At 44.3% G+C, this 17,620-nt stretch carries 14 protein-coding genes; 6 read left to right on the top strand and 8 right to left on the bottom strand.

All coding sequences use genetic code 11. From position 1 onward, the window contains the following. Both CVN76_RS25550 and katA read right to left on the bottom strand, forming a co-directional pair. On the bottom strand, window positions 1-988 hold a 988-nt coding region (locus CVN76_RS25550; protein WP_100533548.1), incomplete at its 3' end, for a M14 family metallopeptidase. A 141-nt stretch (window positions 989-1,129) separates the two neighbouring features. After that, the gene (gene katA / locus CVN76_RS25545) at window positions 1,130-2,584 is read right to left on the bottom strand and encodes a catalase KatA (RefSeq protein WP_100533547.1); all 1,455 of its coding nucleotides are present in this window, start codon (window positions 2,582-2,584) and stop codon (window positions 1,130-1,132) included. 479 nt (window positions 2,585-3,063) lie between these two features. Here katA and CVN76_RS25540 point away from each other — a divergent pair, with 479 nt between their 5' ends. The 4 genes from CVN76_RS25540 to CVN76_RS25525 all read left to right on the top strand — a co-directional run bounded on the left by CVN76_RS25540 (window position 3,064) and on the right by CVN76_RS25525 (window position 7,572). Further along, window positions 3,064-3,954: a TetR/AcrR family transcriptional regulator gene (locus CVN76_RS25540; protein ID WP_100533546.1), complete on the top strand. Its 891-nt coding sequence runs from the start codon at window positions 3,064-3,066 to the stop codon at window positions 3,952-3,954. A gap of 225 nt (window positions 3,955-4,179) precedes the next feature. Further along, window positions 4,180-4,527: a phage holin family protein gene (locus CVN76_RS25535; RefSeq protein ID WP_100530122.1), complete on the top strand. Its 348-nt coding sequence runs from the start codon at window positions 4,180-4,182 to the stop codon at window positions 4,525-4,527. A 207-nt stretch (window positions 4,528-4,734) separates the two neighbouring features. Continuing rightward, window positions 4,735-5,889 (top strand): endonuclease, encoded by a 1,155-nt coding sequence (locus CVN76_RS25530; protein WP_100533545.1) that lies wholly within the window; start codon window positions 4,735-4,737, stop codon window positions 5,887-5,889. Window positions 5,890-6,204: 315 nt separating this feature from the next. After that, window positions 6,205-7,572, top strand: a complete 1,368-nt coding sequence (locus CVN76_RS25525; protein ID WP_100533544.1) for an amino acid permease — start codon at window positions 6,205-6,207, stop codon at window positions 7,570-7,572. Between the two features lie 48 nt (window positions 7,573-7,620). On the opposite strand, the gene CVN76_RS25520 is transcribed toward CVN76_RS25525, so the two are convergent. The 5 genes from CVN76_RS25520 to CVN76_RS25500 form a co-directional block, all read right to left on the bottom strand. Beyond that, window positions 7,621-8,487, bottom strand: coding sequence for a DUF4349 domain-containing protein (locus CVN76_RS25520; protein ID WP_100533543.1), 867 nt, complete (start codon window positions 8,485-8,487; stop codon window positions 7,621-7,623). Between the two features lie 175 nt (window positions 8,488-8,662). Then, complete coding sequence (locus CVN76_RS25515) at window positions 8,663-12,478, bottom strand: bifunctional 2',3'-cyclic-nucleotide 2'-phosphodiesterase/3'-nucleotidase (RefSeq protein ID WP_232732475.1); 3,816 nt, start codon at window positions 12,476-12,478, stop codon at window positions 8,663-8,665. A 310-nt stretch (window positions 12,479-12,788) separates the two neighbouring features. Next, window positions 12,789-13,259, bottom strand: coding sequence for a DinB family protein (locus tag CVN76_RS25510; protein WP_100533542.1), 471 nt, complete (start codon window positions 13,257-13,259; stop codon window positions 12,789-12,791). 15 nt (window positions 13,260-13,274) lie between these two features. Continuing rightward, window positions 13,275-14,108 (bottom strand): GNAT family N-acetyltransferase, encoded by an 834-nt coding sequence (locus tag CVN76_RS25505; RefSeq protein WP_232732474.1) that lies wholly within the window; start codon window positions 14,106-14,108, stop codon window positions 13,275-13,277. A gap of 387 nt (window positions 14,109-14,495) precedes the next feature. Continuing rightward, window positions 14,496-14,630: a YvrJ family protein gene (locus tag CVN76_RS25500; protein WP_232732473.1), complete on the bottom strand. Its 135-nt coding sequence runs from the start codon at window positions 14,628-14,630 to the stop codon at window positions 14,496-14,498. 183 nt (window positions 14,631-14,813) lie between these two features. On the opposite strand from CVN76_RS25500, the gene CVN76_RS25495 reads away from it, so the two are divergent. Together CVN76_RS25495 and CVN76_RS25490 are read left to right on the top strand one after the other, a co-directional pair. Beyond that, a complete protein-coding gene (locus CVN76_RS25495) occupies window positions 14,814-15,437 on the top strand; it encodes a sigma-70 family RNA polymerase sigma factor (protein ID WP_061143909.1) in 624 nt (207 codons plus the stop codon). Continuing rightward, complete coding sequence (locus CVN76_RS25490) at window positions 15,430-15,648, top strand: hypothetical protein (RefSeq protein ID WP_061143908.1); 219 nt, start codon at window positions 15,430-15,432, stop codon at window positions 15,646-15,648. Before CVN76_RS25495 ends, CVN76_RS25490 begins: the two co-directional genes overlap by 8 nt. Window positions 15,649-15,692: 44 nt before the next feature. Here the strand turns inward: CVN76_RS25490 and CVN76_RS25485 are convergent. Continuing rightward, a partial coding sequence (locus tag CVN76_RS25485) for a penicillin acylase family protein (protein ID WP_100533541.1) occupies window positions 15,693-17,620 on the bottom strand: 1,928 nt, incomplete at its 5' end.

Here is a 17,620-nt window from a genome sequence, read left to right as displayed (position 1 = left end):
CTATCGTTTCAGACTCTGGCGGCTCCATATTTTCAAACCCCCAAAAAATGACCTCACCTTGAGTATGGAATGCGAGGACTCTCGCAAAGTCACGCTTTCTCGTTAGATTTGCCATCGCAATCGCTTCTGGCTGTGTAAGCGGCCCTGTTCCCGAATAATTGGCCGGGCCTGGTTCATTTACCATGTTGCGGGCCTGCTCCAGCTCCCATTTGGCGGGGAATTGATCGTTGAGGTCGACGCCATTGATATTCGCCTTCCATCCGGAAAAGTCCTCGCTGCCACTATTCCATCCCACGAGCCTCGCTCTCAATGTCTCATCTGCCGGCGGGCCATTTTGCACCAATTCCACTCCATCGGGGTTCACCATCGGGACAATCGACAGAAGTGTCTTTTGATAATAGGGCAACATGGAAAGGCCGCGGATATCCGTTTGATTCGTGATTGCCAACACATAATCATTTAAAAAGGTCATGATCACGGGGGTCGTAATCCATTCATTCGCATGAAACGAACCATTATAATGAATTCGTTTATCCCCCTGCCCGATGAGGATTTCGGGGATATCCCTATTTAACACCGAGTCGCCAATCGGAGATGTTTGAATAAAAGGGTAAATGTTTTTCAGCCGACCCATATCGGCAAGCAATGTCTTATAGTCATAGTTCTGATTCCCTTGAGTGAGCCTCCACGTAATCCTTACTGGCACATCAATCGTCTGGCCGACTTGCAGGGCATTCGGGTTGAGGTCAGGATTAACCGCAAATAAGGCATCCAATGAAAGATTACGTGATTTGGCAATTGCCCATAATGAATCCCCCCGCTTAATCTTATATGCCGTCGACGTGAAGCCGGGAATTTTGATTTGCTGTCCTATCATGAGGCCCTGTGGATCGATTCCCCTATTGGAATCAATGATCAGTTGGTAGTTGACCTTGAATAATTGGCTATAATACCATATAGAGTCATTCTGCCTCACATAAACGTCCATATTGCACCTCCCCTTACCCATATGTGTATGCTCATTTTAATGAATTATGGCTAATGCACCAAAAGCCAGCAATGCCGCCCATCCTGACTTCGCAAAAACAAAGCAGGCATCCAATGGATGCCTGCTTAAACGGGTTAAATATTACGCTTCTTGCGGGACCGCCAAGCCTAAACCTTCGGCGACGCGGGTTCCGTATTCTGGATCGGCTTTGTAGAAGTGGCCGATTTGACGAAGCTTGATTTCTTCCAATTCGACAGGCTTCATTGCGCCGACGATCGTTTCCACGAGGCGGGTTTTCTCTTCGGCACTCAATAACCGGTATAAGTCGCCCGCTTGTGTGTAGTGATCATCGGAATTATGGCCGACTTGGGCAGCTTGCCCAGTCACATCAAAAGGAGCGACTTTATTTTCCGTTGATTCCACAGGACCGCCAAAGCTATTCGGCTCATAATAAACCGAGCCCTTGCCATTGTCATCTGCCCGCATGAATCCATCACGCTGGTAATTGTTCGCTTCCACCTTCGGACGATTTACCGGAAGTTGGTTGTGATTCGCGCCAACACGGTAACGGTGGGCATCTCCATAGGCAAATAGACGACCTTGAAGCATTTTATCCGGAGAGGCTTCAATTCCAGGCACGAATGTTCCCGGTGAGAACGTGGCTTGCTCCACTTCAGCAAAGTAGTTTTCCGGATTTCGGTTCAATTCCATCCGGCCAAGTTCAATTAACGGATAATCTTTTTGCGACCATACCTTCGTCACATCGAATGGATCGAAACGGTATGTGTCCGCATCTTCCAAAGGCATGATTTGAACATATAGTTTCCATGCCGGGAAGTCTCCTTTTTCGATGGCATTGAAAAGGTCTTCCGTATGATAATCAGGGTTTTCTCCTGCTAGTTTTGCAGCTAGATTAACATCCAGGTTCTTGATGCCCTGTTCTGTTTTGAAGTGATATTTCACCCAAACGCCTTTTCCTTCATCATTCACCCATTTGAATGTATGGCTTCCGAAACCATGTGTATGGCGAAGCGTTGCCGGAATGCCCCTGTCAGACATCAAGATCGTAACTTGATGCAAAGATTCAGGCGAATGTGACCAAAAATCCCAAACTGCTGTAGGGTTTTTCAAATGTGTTCTAGGATCTCGCTTTTGTGTATGGATGAAATCAGGGAATTTGATTGCATCGCGAATGAAGAATACTGGCGTATTATTGCCGACGATATCGTAGTTTCCTTCTTCCGTGTAAAATTTAACCGCGAATCCACGTGGATCACGTACTGTATCCGCGGATCCCAATTCACCGGCCACTGTTGAGAAACGGATAAATAAATCTGTCTTCTTGCCAACACCATTGAAAAGCTTAGCTTTCGTATACTGAGAAAGGTCGTTCGTCACTTCGAAAGTGCCGAATGCACCGGCACCTTTCGCATGAACGACACGTTCAGGCACACGCTCACGATTGAAGTGGGCCAGTTTTTCCAATAAGTGCACGTCTTGAATGAGTACAGGACCGCGTTGGCCAGCCGTGATTGAGTTTTGATTATCCCCGACCGGTGCGCCCCAGCTTGTTGTAAGGTTTGTCTTATTTGTCATAATTGAACCACCTTTTCATTATTATTTATGTATATAATGATAAAGCTTATCAAGAAAAAATCAATACTTATTTATAATAATTTTAATATAATAATGAATTCATTAATATACTGATGATTATTTATCTGAACATTCCATTCCATAGGTTTTCAATCCAGTTTCTCAAATTAAATCCTAATAATGGTATACGCCCCTTATCTCTGATATTCCTCCATGAAAATCGATTTTATCCAATCTCCTTCCAATGGCATAGTAATCGAGAAACAGGATGGCCAACCACGGGGGCTGTCCCAAGGCCACTTTCGTTTTATAATTGGACCGCAGCCATTTTCACTAGGACTCCACTCTTTTATATGTGACAAAGCAGCCGCACCCCTTAATCTACTAGGAATATCGGGGATATACCGGTTTGTGTTCGCTCGGAAAATGAGATACTATTACGTTAAAATGTCCAGCCAATAAGACTAAGGGTGATATAGATGAATGAGCGGAAACAACTTGTAGTTAAATATGCACACGAATTATTTATTGAAAAGGGGTATCAAGCAACATCCATTCAGGATATTTTAGATTATAGCCGCATTTCAAAAGGCACATTTTATAACTATTTTTCTTCTAAAAGTGAATTGCTTAAGGCAGTCTTCGTTTCCGCACAGGAAAAATTCGAAAAGGAGCGAAATGAACTGCTTATTGGACAAAATCTTGCAGATATTGAAATATTCATTAAGCAATCCGAATTGCAAATCCACTCCAATAAAAGCAGTAAACTATTTACTTTATATGAAGAGATCATGATTTCAAATGACACCGATCTAAAAAACTTCATTACACATGTTAAATTCCAAAATATACACTGGCTCTCAAGACGGTTTCTCGAAATTTTCGGTGCCGAAAAAAAACCATATATACTGGACTGTGCCATCCTTTATTCAGGGATGATGCACCAAACGATCCATTTTAACGCTATGGCTAAAGAGCCTGATTTCAACCCTACAGAAATCATCCGATATTGTGTGGATAGGATTACAACCATTTTCGAAGATGTGAGCCGAGCCAACGCACAGCTTTTGGAACCGGATGTCATCAAGCAATGGCTGCCTGAAATGTTCCATACACAGCAGGATTTTCATACAGCACTCCTGAACTCTGCCAATGCCTTAAAGAAAATGATCTTCAAGCTTTGTCTGGATGATGAAGCAGAACGTGTAAAAAACCTGAAATTAATCCACTTTGTCCAAGAGGAGTTTCTACAAAACGCCGATCCGCGCATCTTTCTCATTGAAAGTGCCCTGCTGTCTTTAAGTACCAACCCAAAGCTTAAGGATACGGAGGAATTGAGTACATTCGAAAAGATCGTTGCCAATAACTAAGTAGAAGTGAAGCTGTATAGTGTGAGCTTGATAATGGTGAAGCGAAAGAGGATTAAACCCCCTTTTGCTGGCAAACGGAGACTCCTATCATGGGGTCTTTTGCTTTTGGCAAAGGAATCGGCACGATGATTCTCTTTTTTTGTGACAATTCTGCAAACATATAACTGAATTCATGAAATTTTAGTATAATGGCTTGTAGTAGAGTGACTTCAGGAGGAGTTTTTCATGAATATAATCATGCGTTTTCTTATCAACGGGTTAGTATTGCTCGTTATTGACTGGCTTCTCGACTCCATCACGATCAAATCTTACGGTACAGCCCTGCTGGCGGTATTCATATTATCCATCATGAACTTGCTGGTCAGACCCATATTAAAGCTGATTACATTGCCGATCACCATCCTGACGTTTGGATTGTTTTCGTTCATTATCAATGCCTTCACATTCCAAATCACTTCCTACGTAGTCAGTGGCTTTGACATACATTCCTTTTGGGGAGCTTTAATCGGATCGTTATTATTGAGTTTCATTCAAAGCCTGCTCATAAAAAAGAATAAAAAAAACCGTCAGTAGGCTGCTGGCGGTTTTTTCGCATCCGATCGCCTTCATTAACAAGCTTCGATATTTCCCGGGCTATTCCCCTATATTCCGCCAGCCATCACTAGCTGTATTCTCTCATTTTTGACAAACCAGAAGGAAATAACGGGATCCATCCATAATCTTACATATACATGCCATTTCCCCTGGAAATGAACATGAATCGATTTATGGAGGAATAACATGTTCAGAAAACATGAACCAAGATTTATCCTATCCCTTTTATTCGTGCTTGCTTTCTTTATTCCCGTTCTCACCGACGCCTCATCATCCGCAGCGGCTGGAGCTGGCTCTTTGTCCTCTCCTTATTCCGTCGCCCAGGCCATTTCCAATCAAGACGGCGCAATCAAGACGGTCTCTGGATATGTGGTGGGTCAGCCCACTTCTGCCAATGTAGTCATAACGAGCGGCTATCCAAACGATTATGCCTTGGCATTAGCTGACAGCCCTTCGGAAACAAACATGGCCAACATGGCGTATATTCAGGTCCCCGCCTCTTTTCGCCCTGAATTCGGATTAAAGTCGAATCCTGCTTTAAAAGGGAAAAAAGTAACGATTACCGGTGTACTTGGTGCATATTTCAGCCATCCAGGCATAAAGAATGTAACTGCGATACAATCAAGTGACGCTTCAGTTCCAGGGGCACCAGGGGCTGGCTCATACTATGACGCTGCGATTGGAAAAACAGGTTCTGCGCTAAAGAGTGCACTTCATGAAATCATCGATGACCATGATGAAATATCTTACGATAATGTATGGGGAGCTTTACGGGAAACCGATGAGGATCCGAATAATCCCAATAATGTCATTCTTCTATATACAGGCCGTTCTCAAGGAAAGACGGTGAATGGATCTGGCGTCAATGATTGGAATCGTGAGCATGTTTGGGCAAAATCACATGGAAACTTCGGGACCACTTTAGGACCAGGCACCGATTTACATCATCTTCGCCCAGCTGATGTTTCGGTCAACAGTACAAGAAACAACCTTGACTTCGATAATGGAGGTTCAGAACACTCGGAAGCGAAAGGGAACTATTATGACTCCGATTCATGGGAGCCGCGTAATAGCGTCAAGGGCGACGTTGCTAGAATGCTATTTTATATGGCGGTCCGTTATGAGGGGGATGATGGGGAAATAGATTTGGAACTCAATAATCAAGTCAACAATGGCACTGCCCCGTATCATGGAAAATTGTCTGTCCTGCTGCAATGGAATGCACAGGATCCAGTGGATGCCTTCGAGCGGAACAGAAATGAGGTCATTTACAATAAATATCAGCATAATCGAAACCCATTCATCGATCATCCGGAATGGGCCTCCGCCATCTGGCAATAATCATTTAAAGGGGCTGTTCCTTGAAAATGGGACAGCCCTTTCGATTGCCGAAGTCTAAATTTTTAGAAAAATAACATAATTTAACTTTGTTTAAATAACAATATAATTGGATATTAATAAATTTACGTGACGAAAAATAAACTAGATTCCTTTAATGGTAAGCGTTTTCATTTTTTTCTTTACAATCTATCTATTAAAATATATTATTTAGTTGTAATATTATGTGAAAAATCAATAAATAATATGTAAGCGGCTCTACTAGTGATAAAATGCTAGATAGGAAGATGAAACTCCAACATAGAAAAGGGGAAAACTATGCAAAACTCCAAAGAATCTCAATTGCACAGAGGATTGGAAGAAAGACATATCGCATTAATGTCTCTTGGTGCAGCCATTGGTGTCGGTCTATTTCTAGGCTCGGCATCAGCAATTAAATTGGCCGGTCCTGCCATAATCATTTCATATGCCATTGGCGGCCTCATGATCTATCTTATCATGCGGGCACTGGGAGAAATGGCGATAAAAAATCCAGTCGCAGGCTCTTTTAGCCGCTATGCGAGCGAATTTGTCGGACCTCTTGCCGGCTATATCACCGGTTGGAACTATTGGTTCGTTTGGATAGCCACCTGTATGGCTGAAATTACGGCGGTCGGGATTTACATGCAATTCTGGTTCCCTGGAACCCCGCAGTGGGCATGGGCTTTAGCCGCTCTAGCCATCATGACGACCATCAACTTTCTTGCTGTAAAGGCATACGGTGAATTGGAGTTTTGGTTCGCCCTCGTTAAAATCGTTACGATCATCCTTATGATCGTTCTTGGCTTTGGAATGATCATCTTCGGATTGGGGAACGGCGGAATCGCGGTTGGATTCGGCAACCTTGTGGAACACGGAGGATTTTTCCCTAATGGCATTTCCGGCGTCATGCTCTCTTTCCAAATGGTCATGTTCGCGTACTTGGGAATTGAAATGCTCGGTGTAACCGCCGGTGAAGTCAAAAATCCTGAAAAATCTTTAAAAAGAGCCATCGATACGGTCTTTTATCGTATTTTACTTTTTTACGTCCTGGCTCTTACGGTCATTCTATCGATCACTCCATGGGATCAAATGAATGGTAAAGACAGTCCATTCGTGATGATGTTCGACAAAATCGGCATACCGGGTGCAGCAGGAATCATTCAGTTCGTCGTTCTGACTGCAGCCCTATCATCCTGTAACAGCGGTATCTTCAGTACCGGGAGAATGTTGTTCAACCTGGCGCAGCAAGGTGAATCACCTAAAAGCTTCGAGCGTACGACAAAATCGGGCGTTCCTGGCGTGGCCATTATCGTTTCGGCTGTCGTGCTTCTTTTCGGTGTCTACCTGAATTACATGGAAGCGGATAAAGTTTTCAGTTACGTTACAAGTGTCGCTACATTCGGTGCACTTTGGACATGGGGAACCATACTTATCACGCAAATCATCTCAAGGCGGAAAATGAGTCCGGGGGAAAAACAAGGCTTATCCTATAAGATGCCCCTTTTCCCATTCACTTCTTATTTAACGCTTGCTTTCTTGGTATTCGTAATGGTTATACTCGGCTTTTCGGCAGATACAAGAATCGCCCTGATCGTCGGTCCGATTTGGATCATACTGTTGGTAGTCTTGTATTATGTGACAGGCTTGCATAAACGAAAAAGATAAAGGAAGTGAGAGTGCCCTATCAAGTTTGGGCACTCTCTTTTTTTGCGCTTATTTTTCCCTTCTTCTTCTCATCACCCAGTGGACCAACAGACCCGCTATCCCTAAAATAACGAGGATCGGCAAGTTTCCGAAGATAAACACGATGATTCCTGAACCGGCTTTAAGCAATAGGTTAGCACTCGTTGCAAGCTGTTTCTTCGTTCGCTCCCAAGTATTCAATTCCTCTTTATCAATGCCCGGTACAATGATCCCATTCTGTGCGAGCGTAATCGTGACCGTTGAATAGGAGGTTTGGTTTTCCATATACTTCATTTGCCCGGTCAGCTGCTCTATTTCTTCTTGAACCGCGGCAAGATCAGTGGATATTTTCAGTAGATCTTCCGTCTTTTCGGCTTCCTGCATGAAGGCGAGCAGCCGTTCCTCGACAGTCTTCTTTGACTTCAGTCTGGCTTTTAGATCCACATATTGCTCCGTTACATCCTGGCCGGTCACATTTCTTCCGACCACTTTCGAAGCTTCCCCTTCGCTAACGGCAAGAAAATCCTGAAAACGGGCTTCCGGCACTCGTACCGTTATCGTTCCCTCCATCTTTTCTTCATTTTCCCGGTACACATTGGACTCGACGACATAGCCTCCATATTCCTCCGCCATCTCCTCTATCCTCTGCTGTACCTTTTCCAGGTTCTTTACCTTCAATTCAAGCTGGGCTTGATGGATGACCTTCCTCTCGGCCGTGATATCTTCTTGTTTCGCCACTTCTTCTTTCGGCTCCTTATCGCCGGAAAAGGAAGCGTCCATTTTACTGCTCGCCTTATCATCTCCCGATTCGGACACTGAATTATCACCTTCATTGTTGCTGCATGCCGCAAGCAAAAGGAACAAGCTGAATATAAGCATCATTTTTTTCCGGTTCATCGTCATTCCTCCTATTCTTACTAGTACCGACGAGTATTTTGGAAAAAAGTTACACTCAGTTTTTTTTGAATGCCGCGCTGCAAAAATCCTCCCATCCAAACGGTGACGATCGAGCTTTCCCAACACAAAAAGGAGGGCGTCCAACACATGCCGGAACGCTCCCCTTTTTTCTTCATTACTTATTGATATTCGTAATTCTGTGCTCGACCTCCGCTTTGATCTTTCCGCCTTTGAACGTTTCTTTCACATAGTTAACGAAGGCTTCTAGATCAGCGTGTCCAAATACACGTTCTTTTCCTTTCAGGACGGTATAGTTATCGCCGCCGCTTGCCATGAAATCATTGACGGTCACCGTGTAGGTTTCGTCATCCTTGATCGGTGTCCCGTCCGCCTTCTTCAATGAAGTGACACGCTCCGTGACCGGCTTACTGAAGTCAGCTGTATAGCTCAATCCTGAAATTTGCAGCGTTTTCGGAGCTCCTTCCACGATCCATTGCTGTTGAAGCAACGTTTTCACTTCAGATCCTGTAAGCTCAAGCTTGACCAAGACATTGCCGAACGGCTGGATTTTCGCTAAATCAGAAAAAGTGACTTCACCCTTCGGAATGTCCGCACGAATTCCGCCTGGATTCATGAAAGCGAAATCGGAATTCAAATCGGCCTTCATTGAATCGGCGATTAAATTTCCAAGTGCCGTTTCCTCTGTGTAGGCATTGGTTCTTAAGATCTTCTCTTCCGTTGTCCCAAGCGGTGCTTTCAGCTCGGGGAACATATCCAAATAATCATTGATGAATTTTGTCGTCCCTGCATCAGCCGTGATGCCATCTTGTGTGACGGTCACGATTTCAGCGGACTTTTTGACAATATCCTTTGTTGCTGGATCGATTTCCAAATCGACATCTTCGAAAGCCGTCCCATAGGAATATGCTTGGACAATCAATTTATTATCGACATAGTTGTTGACCTTGGCATGGTTATCGCCGGCTAAGATCACATCGACTTCATCATCAACGGCTTTAGCTAGATCAGCCACTTCACCTGTGATGACTCCGTCTTTTTCAGTGCCTGGGTCATGCGAGATGATGACGATCGATTTGACGCCTTTATCCTTCAATTCAGCAACCGCCTTATTCACGGCAGGTGCCTGTTCGATGAACTCCACATTCTTAATGCCATCGGGGCTGACTTTCTGAGGTGTCGCATTCGTGACCACTCCGATGAAGCCAATATCAACTCCGCCGACCTTTTTTATGACATAAGGGTCCAAAATAGGCTTTTTTGTATCTTTATATACAACATTGGCAACCACATATGGAAAATCCAATTTATCAAACACGACATCGGAGGTAGGTGACTTGCCGCCATTGATCTGGGCCATCAAGGTTTCCACCCCTTTATCGAACTCATGATTCCCGACGGTGCCGACATCGAATTTCATATCATTCAAAAATTGAAGCGTCGGTTTATCCTGGACCAAAGAAGATACCGGGGAACTTGCCCCGACTGCATCGCCTGCCGATAGTAAAAGAGTATTCGCAGGGTTTTCCGCTTTACGCTGCTTCAGATGCGCTGCCAAATAATCCGCACGCCCTTGCTTGATGCCGCCAAAATCGGAGGTCGTATCGAGCTGGCCGTGAAAATCATTAATACCGAGCAATTGCACTTTGACATTTTCTTTTCCTAGATTGAACTTGTAAATGCCGAAGCCTTTATCGTCCTTTTTCCCTGTATAAGAGATCGAGCTGTTTTCATTTAAATAATCCGCACCCTTTGGCGATGATGGGAAAGTCACATTCACCTTGGCGGAAATCGGGGCAATCGACCAGTTATTATCAGCGGTTGGATTGATTTCACCCTCTTGTGTGATGTAATCCATCAAGATTTGGCGATTTTCATCCGCAGAATCGACTACATACTCGCTTCCCTTCACTCCTGGGAAGTTCCCCCCGCCTGAAGCGCGGTAGTTATTCGTCACGACGATGAAATCCTGGTTTGGATCGATTGGTTCACCGTTATATTTCAACTCGGCAATCCTGCTTGAATCCGACACCTTCGTTCCTTTTTCATCATAGCGCGGAGCCTTGGTGACATCGATTTGATAGGTTACCCCGTCGATGACGTCAAAATTATAGACTGCAAACTTTCCATTGAGCAATTCCTGCTCCTCGGTTTTGGCAGGATCGATCGTATTATATTTCCCTGCCGACATCTCAAGCCATTCCTTAACGACGGAACCTTTGATTTTGATAGCCTTTAACGTATTGTCATATAAATATAAGTCGCCGGCGCTGCGAATGGTCAGACCGCCTTGTTTGATTTCCGTGAATTCCTCGACTCCATTGCGTCCCGCTTTGAAAGGAGCCCCTACAGAGAGGATTGGAAGGTCTTTGTATTCTGGACGGTTGTTTTTGATGTATTTCTCTACATACCATTTTTGGGCGCTTGTCACGACTTGTACGGAAGGGTCATCCTGTACAAGGGCGAAGTAGCTATGGATCGGTGCTGTAGTCGTTCCAATCGGTGTATTGACATACTTGATCGTACCTTCATGATCTTTTTTGACCGCTTTGACGACAGCCGGATCTTCAGCCGCTTTTTTTCCTGTCACTTTGTCGTTGATCGCGCGTGTTGATGAATCGGAATGAACGACTTTCCATTTTCCTTTGATATTCTGGATATCAAGGTCGATGATGCCCAGATTACTGCCGCCATACCCCGCTTGAACGGCCGGCACCCCATTTATGGTCCCTTTTTTATTATCGACACCTTTGAGGACCTTGCCTTGGCCATCCTTAAATAGACTGTCTAACGACGCTTCATCTTGTGCCGGAAAGACTTTATGAGTATGGGAGAACGTGATTGCATCGATACCGGATACCTTGCTTAATGAATAGATGACATCCTCGGTATTCTTGGTGTCGCCATTGAATCCGGAGTGTGTAAGCGCCACGATCACATCCGCACCCTTTTTCTTCATTTCAGGAATATACTTGTTCGCAGTCGCGATGATTTCTTTCGTAATGACCTTGCCTTCAAGATTCGCCTTATCCCAATCCATGATTTGCGGCGGAGCGAATCCGATATAGCCTATCTTTACCGCTTTTTCATTCCCATTGATATCCTTTACCTTCTTGGTGACGATTTTATAAGGTGTATATTTATTTTTATCATTTTTCGGATCTTTGTCTTTATCTTTTTTATAGATATTCGCATTGACATAAGGGAAGTTTGCATCGTTAATGGCTTCGTCCAAATAAGATAAACCATAATTGAATTCGTGATTGCCGAATGTGGCCATATCATAATCAAGCAGGTTCATCGCTTTATAAACAGGGTGGACCTCGCCCTTTTTCAGTGGTGCTATCTTCGCTTTGTACGTACCTAGCGGCGTGCCTTGAATAAGGTCGCCATTATCCACCAACACACTATTTTTCACTTCTTTTCGTGCTTGCTTGATCAAGGTCGCCGTGCGGGCAAAGCCGACCGATTCCGATGCGGCATCTTTGTAATAATCATAGCCCATCAGGTTCGTGTGTATATCGGTCGTTTCCATGATCCTCAATTCGAATGGTGCATCTGAAACGGAGGTCGCCAGACTGTTTCCGAAGTTGCTCGTATTGCCGTTATACTTGGAAACCACCGATACCTTGACCCAATCACCCGATTGGTACGAGTTGAAGTAGGCAGAGAATTTTTGGGCCGATTTAATATCCGTCTCAATGGCTGCTTGTGAAATGACCTTCGTCCCATGCATCAGCTGGAAGACAACGCTTTCATTTCCTTTGTTGCCTTTTTTCGGGGTGACGGTTACACTCGCCTTGGTCCCTTTTGCGTAACTAACGGCAGGTGCCGATATGACGAATGGTTTGGCCGCCGGCTTTTTGGAAGCCTCTTTGGCCGATGTCTCCCCCGGCACGGCAAATGGAGCCGTAATCAAACTTACAGCAAGCATAGGGGCGAGCATTTTTTTAACTTGAATCTTGAACGACATACTTCACAACCCTTCTAGTTTTGTAAAATGCTAGAATAATATACCATGATTTTGTCGAAAAAACGTCACATTTTGCGGTAATATTTAGAATTTTGGATATTTGGTACTATTTATCTATTTATTTTCACATTTTTGGCACCTTTTGCCGGTATTTTTGCCGGCACCCATCAATTACTTGGGGAAAAAGTCGCTTCGATATGGGCGAACCAAGTGATAAATGGCTTTTCAGGCATAATCTGACCAGATTGCCATTCGAGTCTTGCAACCTCAAAAAAAAAACCGCAGGAAAATTACTCCTGCAGCCTGACACTCAATGAACCTGCAAATCCCGCTCGATCAAGCTTGCGGCTACCGGCTCGATCCCCAGCTCCCTCGACCAGATGGACAACTGGCCGATATGGTGGATTTCATGCGCTATCAGATGGTTCAATATTCTGTTCTTATCATATAGCCGGCCGCCCATCCAAGCTGGTTCAATCATTTCATGCCCATCATCGAATGAAGGAGAATTCAAATAACCTATCACTTCATGGTGGTAACGCTTGGATAATTCCTCCACTTTCTCGATGGTAACATAAGCGTCCAGGTTTATTTCGACATCCACCTTCCCCTGTATAGCCCGGATCCAGCTGCATTCGACATCGATAATATGGGCCAGCGTCCGTAAAATGGTGCCCATCCCCCCCGTTCGCTGCCGGTTAAGTTCCTCATTCGCCAAGGGCCGACACCAATCGATCCACTCATTTCGCACCTGCCAGTTATACGTGAATAATGTCAGCATTCCACTCCCCCTCACTCATTTCAGCCCTTCGTATCGGTAATAATCCTGGCGTTGAATCGTCTTGAATCCGCAAGATTCATAGAGTTTCAACGCATGATCATTCGTTGCCTCGACCTCGAGAAAAATATCATATCCGAGCTGGGATTGTTCGGCCACAAGCTTTTTCAATACCTTTCTGCCAAGTCCCCTTCCCTGATATTCCGGAAGGATGGAGAATCCATAAATCCACGCTTCACCGCCTGAGTGATCAACACGGATCTTACCGACCGTCCGACCATCCTTTTCAATCATCATCGTTTTCAGCGTATCCTCGTAGAGAATGCGCTGATAATAATCCCGTGCCTCTTTTTCCGTAAAATGAAAGCAGTGGATATCCAGCAGTATTTCCGTTTCTTCATCGTTTCTCCGGGAAGGGCGAATAACGACATCTTCATATTCACCCAGCTCCATTTGAGACCATTTCATTTGATACTCGGAAAAAGCAAGCTGGCATGGCACCTGTGTCAAAAAACCTTTTCCGGAAGGTGATTGGGCTGGTGAATTTAAAATGATCAACTTATTTTCCCGCTTCATTGCGCTTCCTATGGCCTCTTCCATCATATTTGTGAAGATTCCCTGCCTCCGGAAATCCGGATGCACCATCCCGCACATCTCGATCTTGTTCCCAAAATCATAAAGGCCAAGAAAACCTACCAGGTTCGAGCCAACATAATGAAAAAAATCATTTTGATGAAGACCATTACGACTGCGAAGAGTTTCCCAGTTCAGCTTTAATGTGAACTTACCCCTTTCACATTCTTCTTGGAGAATTCGAATATCTTCCAGCTGCTTTTCTTTCAAAATTGTCACCCCTTTTCCATACTATCAGTTTATTACAAAAAATAAGAAAAACAGCACCCCTTTCTGGGATGCCGCAAAGTTTTTGTAAGTTTTTTGAAAATGTTGTTTTTTTAAAAGTATTTTCACTTTAATTCATAAAACTAAAATCGTACAAGAGGAGGATTTCACATCTAATTCCATGGACGGATGAATTATTGTAGTAAAATGATTCCATTTGAGGATTATTTTTTACCTATTTTATGTTATATTCCAAATAATGGCTTGAGTTTTTTTATTTGACTATATAAGGAGGGATATTGAGACACATTAGACCTATTTCTTTATACCCGAATTCCGGATTCCCTTTCACAAGAACCCGAAACTCGGTTTTACCACCTAGCACATGACGTCCTGAGGTTATCGTTTCGTTTTATGAGCGGACTTTTTTAAGTTCTCTACGTCCGTTGTCAGTTCTTTTAATTGTTTACCGAAGCGGAAGAGCAAAAACATAGAAACGACGAATGGATAGCCAAATTCGCTAACTAATGACACCCACACAGTAGCATCCTCAATCATCATCCTCTTCACCCCATTTCATGTATCTGATATCTAAAGTGAAACTTGTTTAAAAAAATCAATCTAGCACTATTGATTCATGGAAAAAAGAACAAATGTTCGTATATAATTGATTTATTCCCCTTGTCTATCACTTTAATAATTAAAGGAGGGATAACAATGAACCCATCAACTTCTCATTTTTTTTCTCATTCATTAGAATTCTTACAGCAACAGTACTCATCTTTCTTTGAACAACCGATCATTCACGTATTTTTACAAAACCCAGAGCATATGAAGATTCTCACCGAGACTCTTGACTCCCCTTCTTCTCACAACATATGTCATCTCAACGAGACTTTCCAAATTTTCTATTACCGGGCTAAGGTATATAAATACATGTGCTCCTTGATTTATTTTTTCTCCGTTGATTTTGATAAAAGGGTACGCAAGCAGCGGGAACGCTATCGAATGGTACTTGATGCGGCACCGAGCGATGCCGTGAGAATGATCGATCGAATCGGCAATTATGACGGTCAGCTTGAAAAAATGGGGGAAACGAATGATCTCTCCTCACATATCAGTGATGAAGAGATGATAAAGGCCTTGCAGAAGTTAACGGCCAAACAAAACCTGGTACTGACCATGATCTTTTCTTATGGACTATCCAATAAAGAGATTGCTGCCTATTTCCATGAGTCACCCCAGAATATTTCCAGCATCCGCAAACAAGCACTCAAAAAGCTCCGAAAGCACTATATGGATGAGGTATATGATAGAAAGGAGAAAAGCCATTGTGGATAGTAAACTTTCTAAAGAAGAGCTGATGAACTTAATCAATTCTTTGAATCCAAAAATAAAAAAATCATTAAAAAACACAAACTATCAAGACCGGAGCGACCTCGAGCAAGAGATCAAGCTCAAAATCATTGAATCATATGAAAAGATCGCCGCCATCGAAGCACCCAATTTCGAGGAGTTCCTTGCCGAATTTTTGACTAAGCAAAAACAATGAAAAAGCACCAAGTCCGGATCATGCCGGACTTGGTGCTTTTTTAATCAATAAGCTGGCTTCAAGGTCAGCTTATCACCTTTTGGATCATTCATTACCGTTTGGTGATACGTCCCATCTGCCCAATCGTCAAGCTGATCGTGGTACCATTCGCTTTTGACGTTACCTGATTGGCCAGGTCCAACGAGGTGATAGGCCTTGCTCATGTCGGATAGATCCATGACGAATCTCCAGGATCCGCCATGATTGACGGTACCGTCCTCCAAAAATGCCGCTGCCTGCACAGTGACGCTGCTGCCGCCTACCGGTACACCGCCGTCGCTGTTAAACAAATAATTTAACGGCGTGACGCTCGATAGTGGATGGTTGAACCTTACCTGATGGTAGTCCCCCCATTCCCAATCAGCTATATCGTTCCCCTGTGTTTCTTCCAATTCCTTTAACGTCTGCTGCAGCGACTTGGCAAGCACCTGCTCCAATCCGCCGCCCTCTTCGATCCACGGACCCGGCTTACCGTCCAGAGCCCGGCGCAGCAGTTCATCAATGGCAGAACGCCTTCCATTAAAAAGGTTGAGGGTTTCCTCCGGTATTTCTTCTTTAAGCAGAACATCCCCTATTTTCCGCATCCAAACATTAAAAATCATCGGTGCCGCTTCATCCGCGGAATCAATATGATTCCACTTCTTTAAAATCCTTAGTGCCTCTTCTTCCTCCTTGCCCGATGAACCCTTCAATACCTCCAGGAACTGAGGGGCAAATTCCTTGGCTTGAAGATTAACCTGATCCATCTGCAGCGTTTGCATGTCTTCGGCCGTCAGCTTTTTATTGGCCTTCAAAAATTCCTGTATCCTCATTTGACGGTATGGCTGGGCCCAGTTATTGCTGATGTGGTAAGGGTAATCATCCGAGATGACTTTATTGTTCGCTGTCGATATGAAGCCTTCCTTTGGATTGATCGTTTTAGGAAGTTCATCAAACGGGATGTAGCCCTTCCACTCATATTCATCCGTCCAGCCAGGAACAGGAAGCATGCTATCGCCCTTTTTCCGGATCGGGATTTTCCCGTTCGCCTTATAGGCAATGGTCCCATCGGTGGACGCAAAGACGAAATTCTGCGCCGGCGTTTCGAATTTCAAGAGAGCCTTTTCGAAATCGTTCCAGTTTTCCGCTTTATTCATATTCAATACCGCTTCAAGCTCCGCAGATGGATCAAGTGCCGTCCACCTTAAGGCAAGGACCGTATCTTTGCCGCTTTTGCCGGCAAACTCGGAGATGACCGGTCCATGACGGGTAACGGTCACCTTATAATCCAGGGTTTTCCCATCCTTCACCTTGATTGGCTCGTCCACGATTTCAGCTTTTTCCCATTTATCCTTGAAAGCGAATTCCTTCTCGTTCTCCGGATTTCTCTTCTCAATGAATAAATCCTGGACATCCGGTCCCGTATTGGTCACTCCCCATGCGACCTTTTCATTATGGCCGAGGATGATCCCCGGAATTCCGGCAAAAATCACGCCGCTCACATTGACTGTCGGGGCTTCCAAATGCATTTGATACCAAACGGACGGTGTGGCCAGCCCAAGATGTGGATCATCCGCCAATAAAGGTTTCCCCGAATCGGTTTTACTGCCCGAAACGACCCAATTATTGCTGCCGTTGAATTCATACGGAATGACGGCCGCTGCGAAACTTCTTTCAATATCCAGCTCCTCCTTACTGATGATATAAGGAGCACTCTTTGGATAATCCGGAAATAAATCATACGCCTTTTCCTTCGGGAACGTTTGCAGCAAATACTGCCTGAACGCCTGGTCCTCCCAGTTTCCGCCTAAATCAAAGGCCATATATTTCCCGATCGTCAGCGAATCGACGGCTGTCCACCGCTCCGGCTTATATCCAAGTAAAGTGAACTCGACCGGCCATTTTCCATTCTCCTTGAGCTCATCGATATAAAGATTGACTCCCTCCGCAAACA

The organism is Bacillus sp. mrc49, from assembly GCF_002803435.1.
This window is presented reverse-complemented; position numbering and strand designations above follow the sequence as displayed.

What these genes read in the sequence shown, in the direction of transcription:
- katA (WP_100533547.1), bottom strand. Translation starts at nt 2,584, where the DNA reads ATGACAAATAAGACAAACCTTACAACAAGCTGGGGCGCACCGGTCGGG.
- CVN76_RS25540 (WP_100533546.1), top strand. Translation starts at nt 3,064, where the DNA reads ATGAATGAGCGGAAACAACTTGTAGTTAAATATGCACACGAATTATTT.
- CVN76_RS25535 (WP_100530122.1), top strand. Translation starts at nt 4,180, where the DNA reads ATGAATATAATCATGCGTTTTCTTATCAACGGGTTAGTATTGCTCGTT.
- CVN76_RS25530 (WP_100533545.1), top strand. Translation starts at nt 4,735, where the DNA reads ATGTTCAGAAAACATGAACCAAGATTTATCCTATCCCTTTTATTCGTG.
- CVN76_RS25525 (WP_100533544.1), top strand. Translation starts at nt 6,205, where the DNA reads ATGCAAAACTCCAAAGAATCTCAATTGCACAGAGGATTGGAAGAAAGA.
- CVN76_RS25520 (WP_100533543.1), bottom strand. Translation starts at nt 8,487, where the DNA reads ATGAACCGGAAAAAAATGATGCTTATATTCAGCTTGTTCCTTTTGCTT.
- CVN76_RS25515 (WP_232732475.1), bottom strand. Translation starts at nt 12,478, where the DNA reads ATGTCGTTCAAGATTCAAGTTAAAAAAATGCTCGCCCCTATGCTTGCT.
- CVN76_RS25510 (WP_100533542.1), bottom strand. Translation starts at nt 13,259, where the DNA reads ATGCTGACATTATTCACGTATAACTGGCAGGTGCGAAATGAGTGGATC.
- CVN76_RS25495 (WP_061143909.1), top strand. Translation starts at nt 14,814, where the DNA reads ATGAACCCATCAACTTCTCATTTTTTTTCTCATTCATTAGAATTCTTA.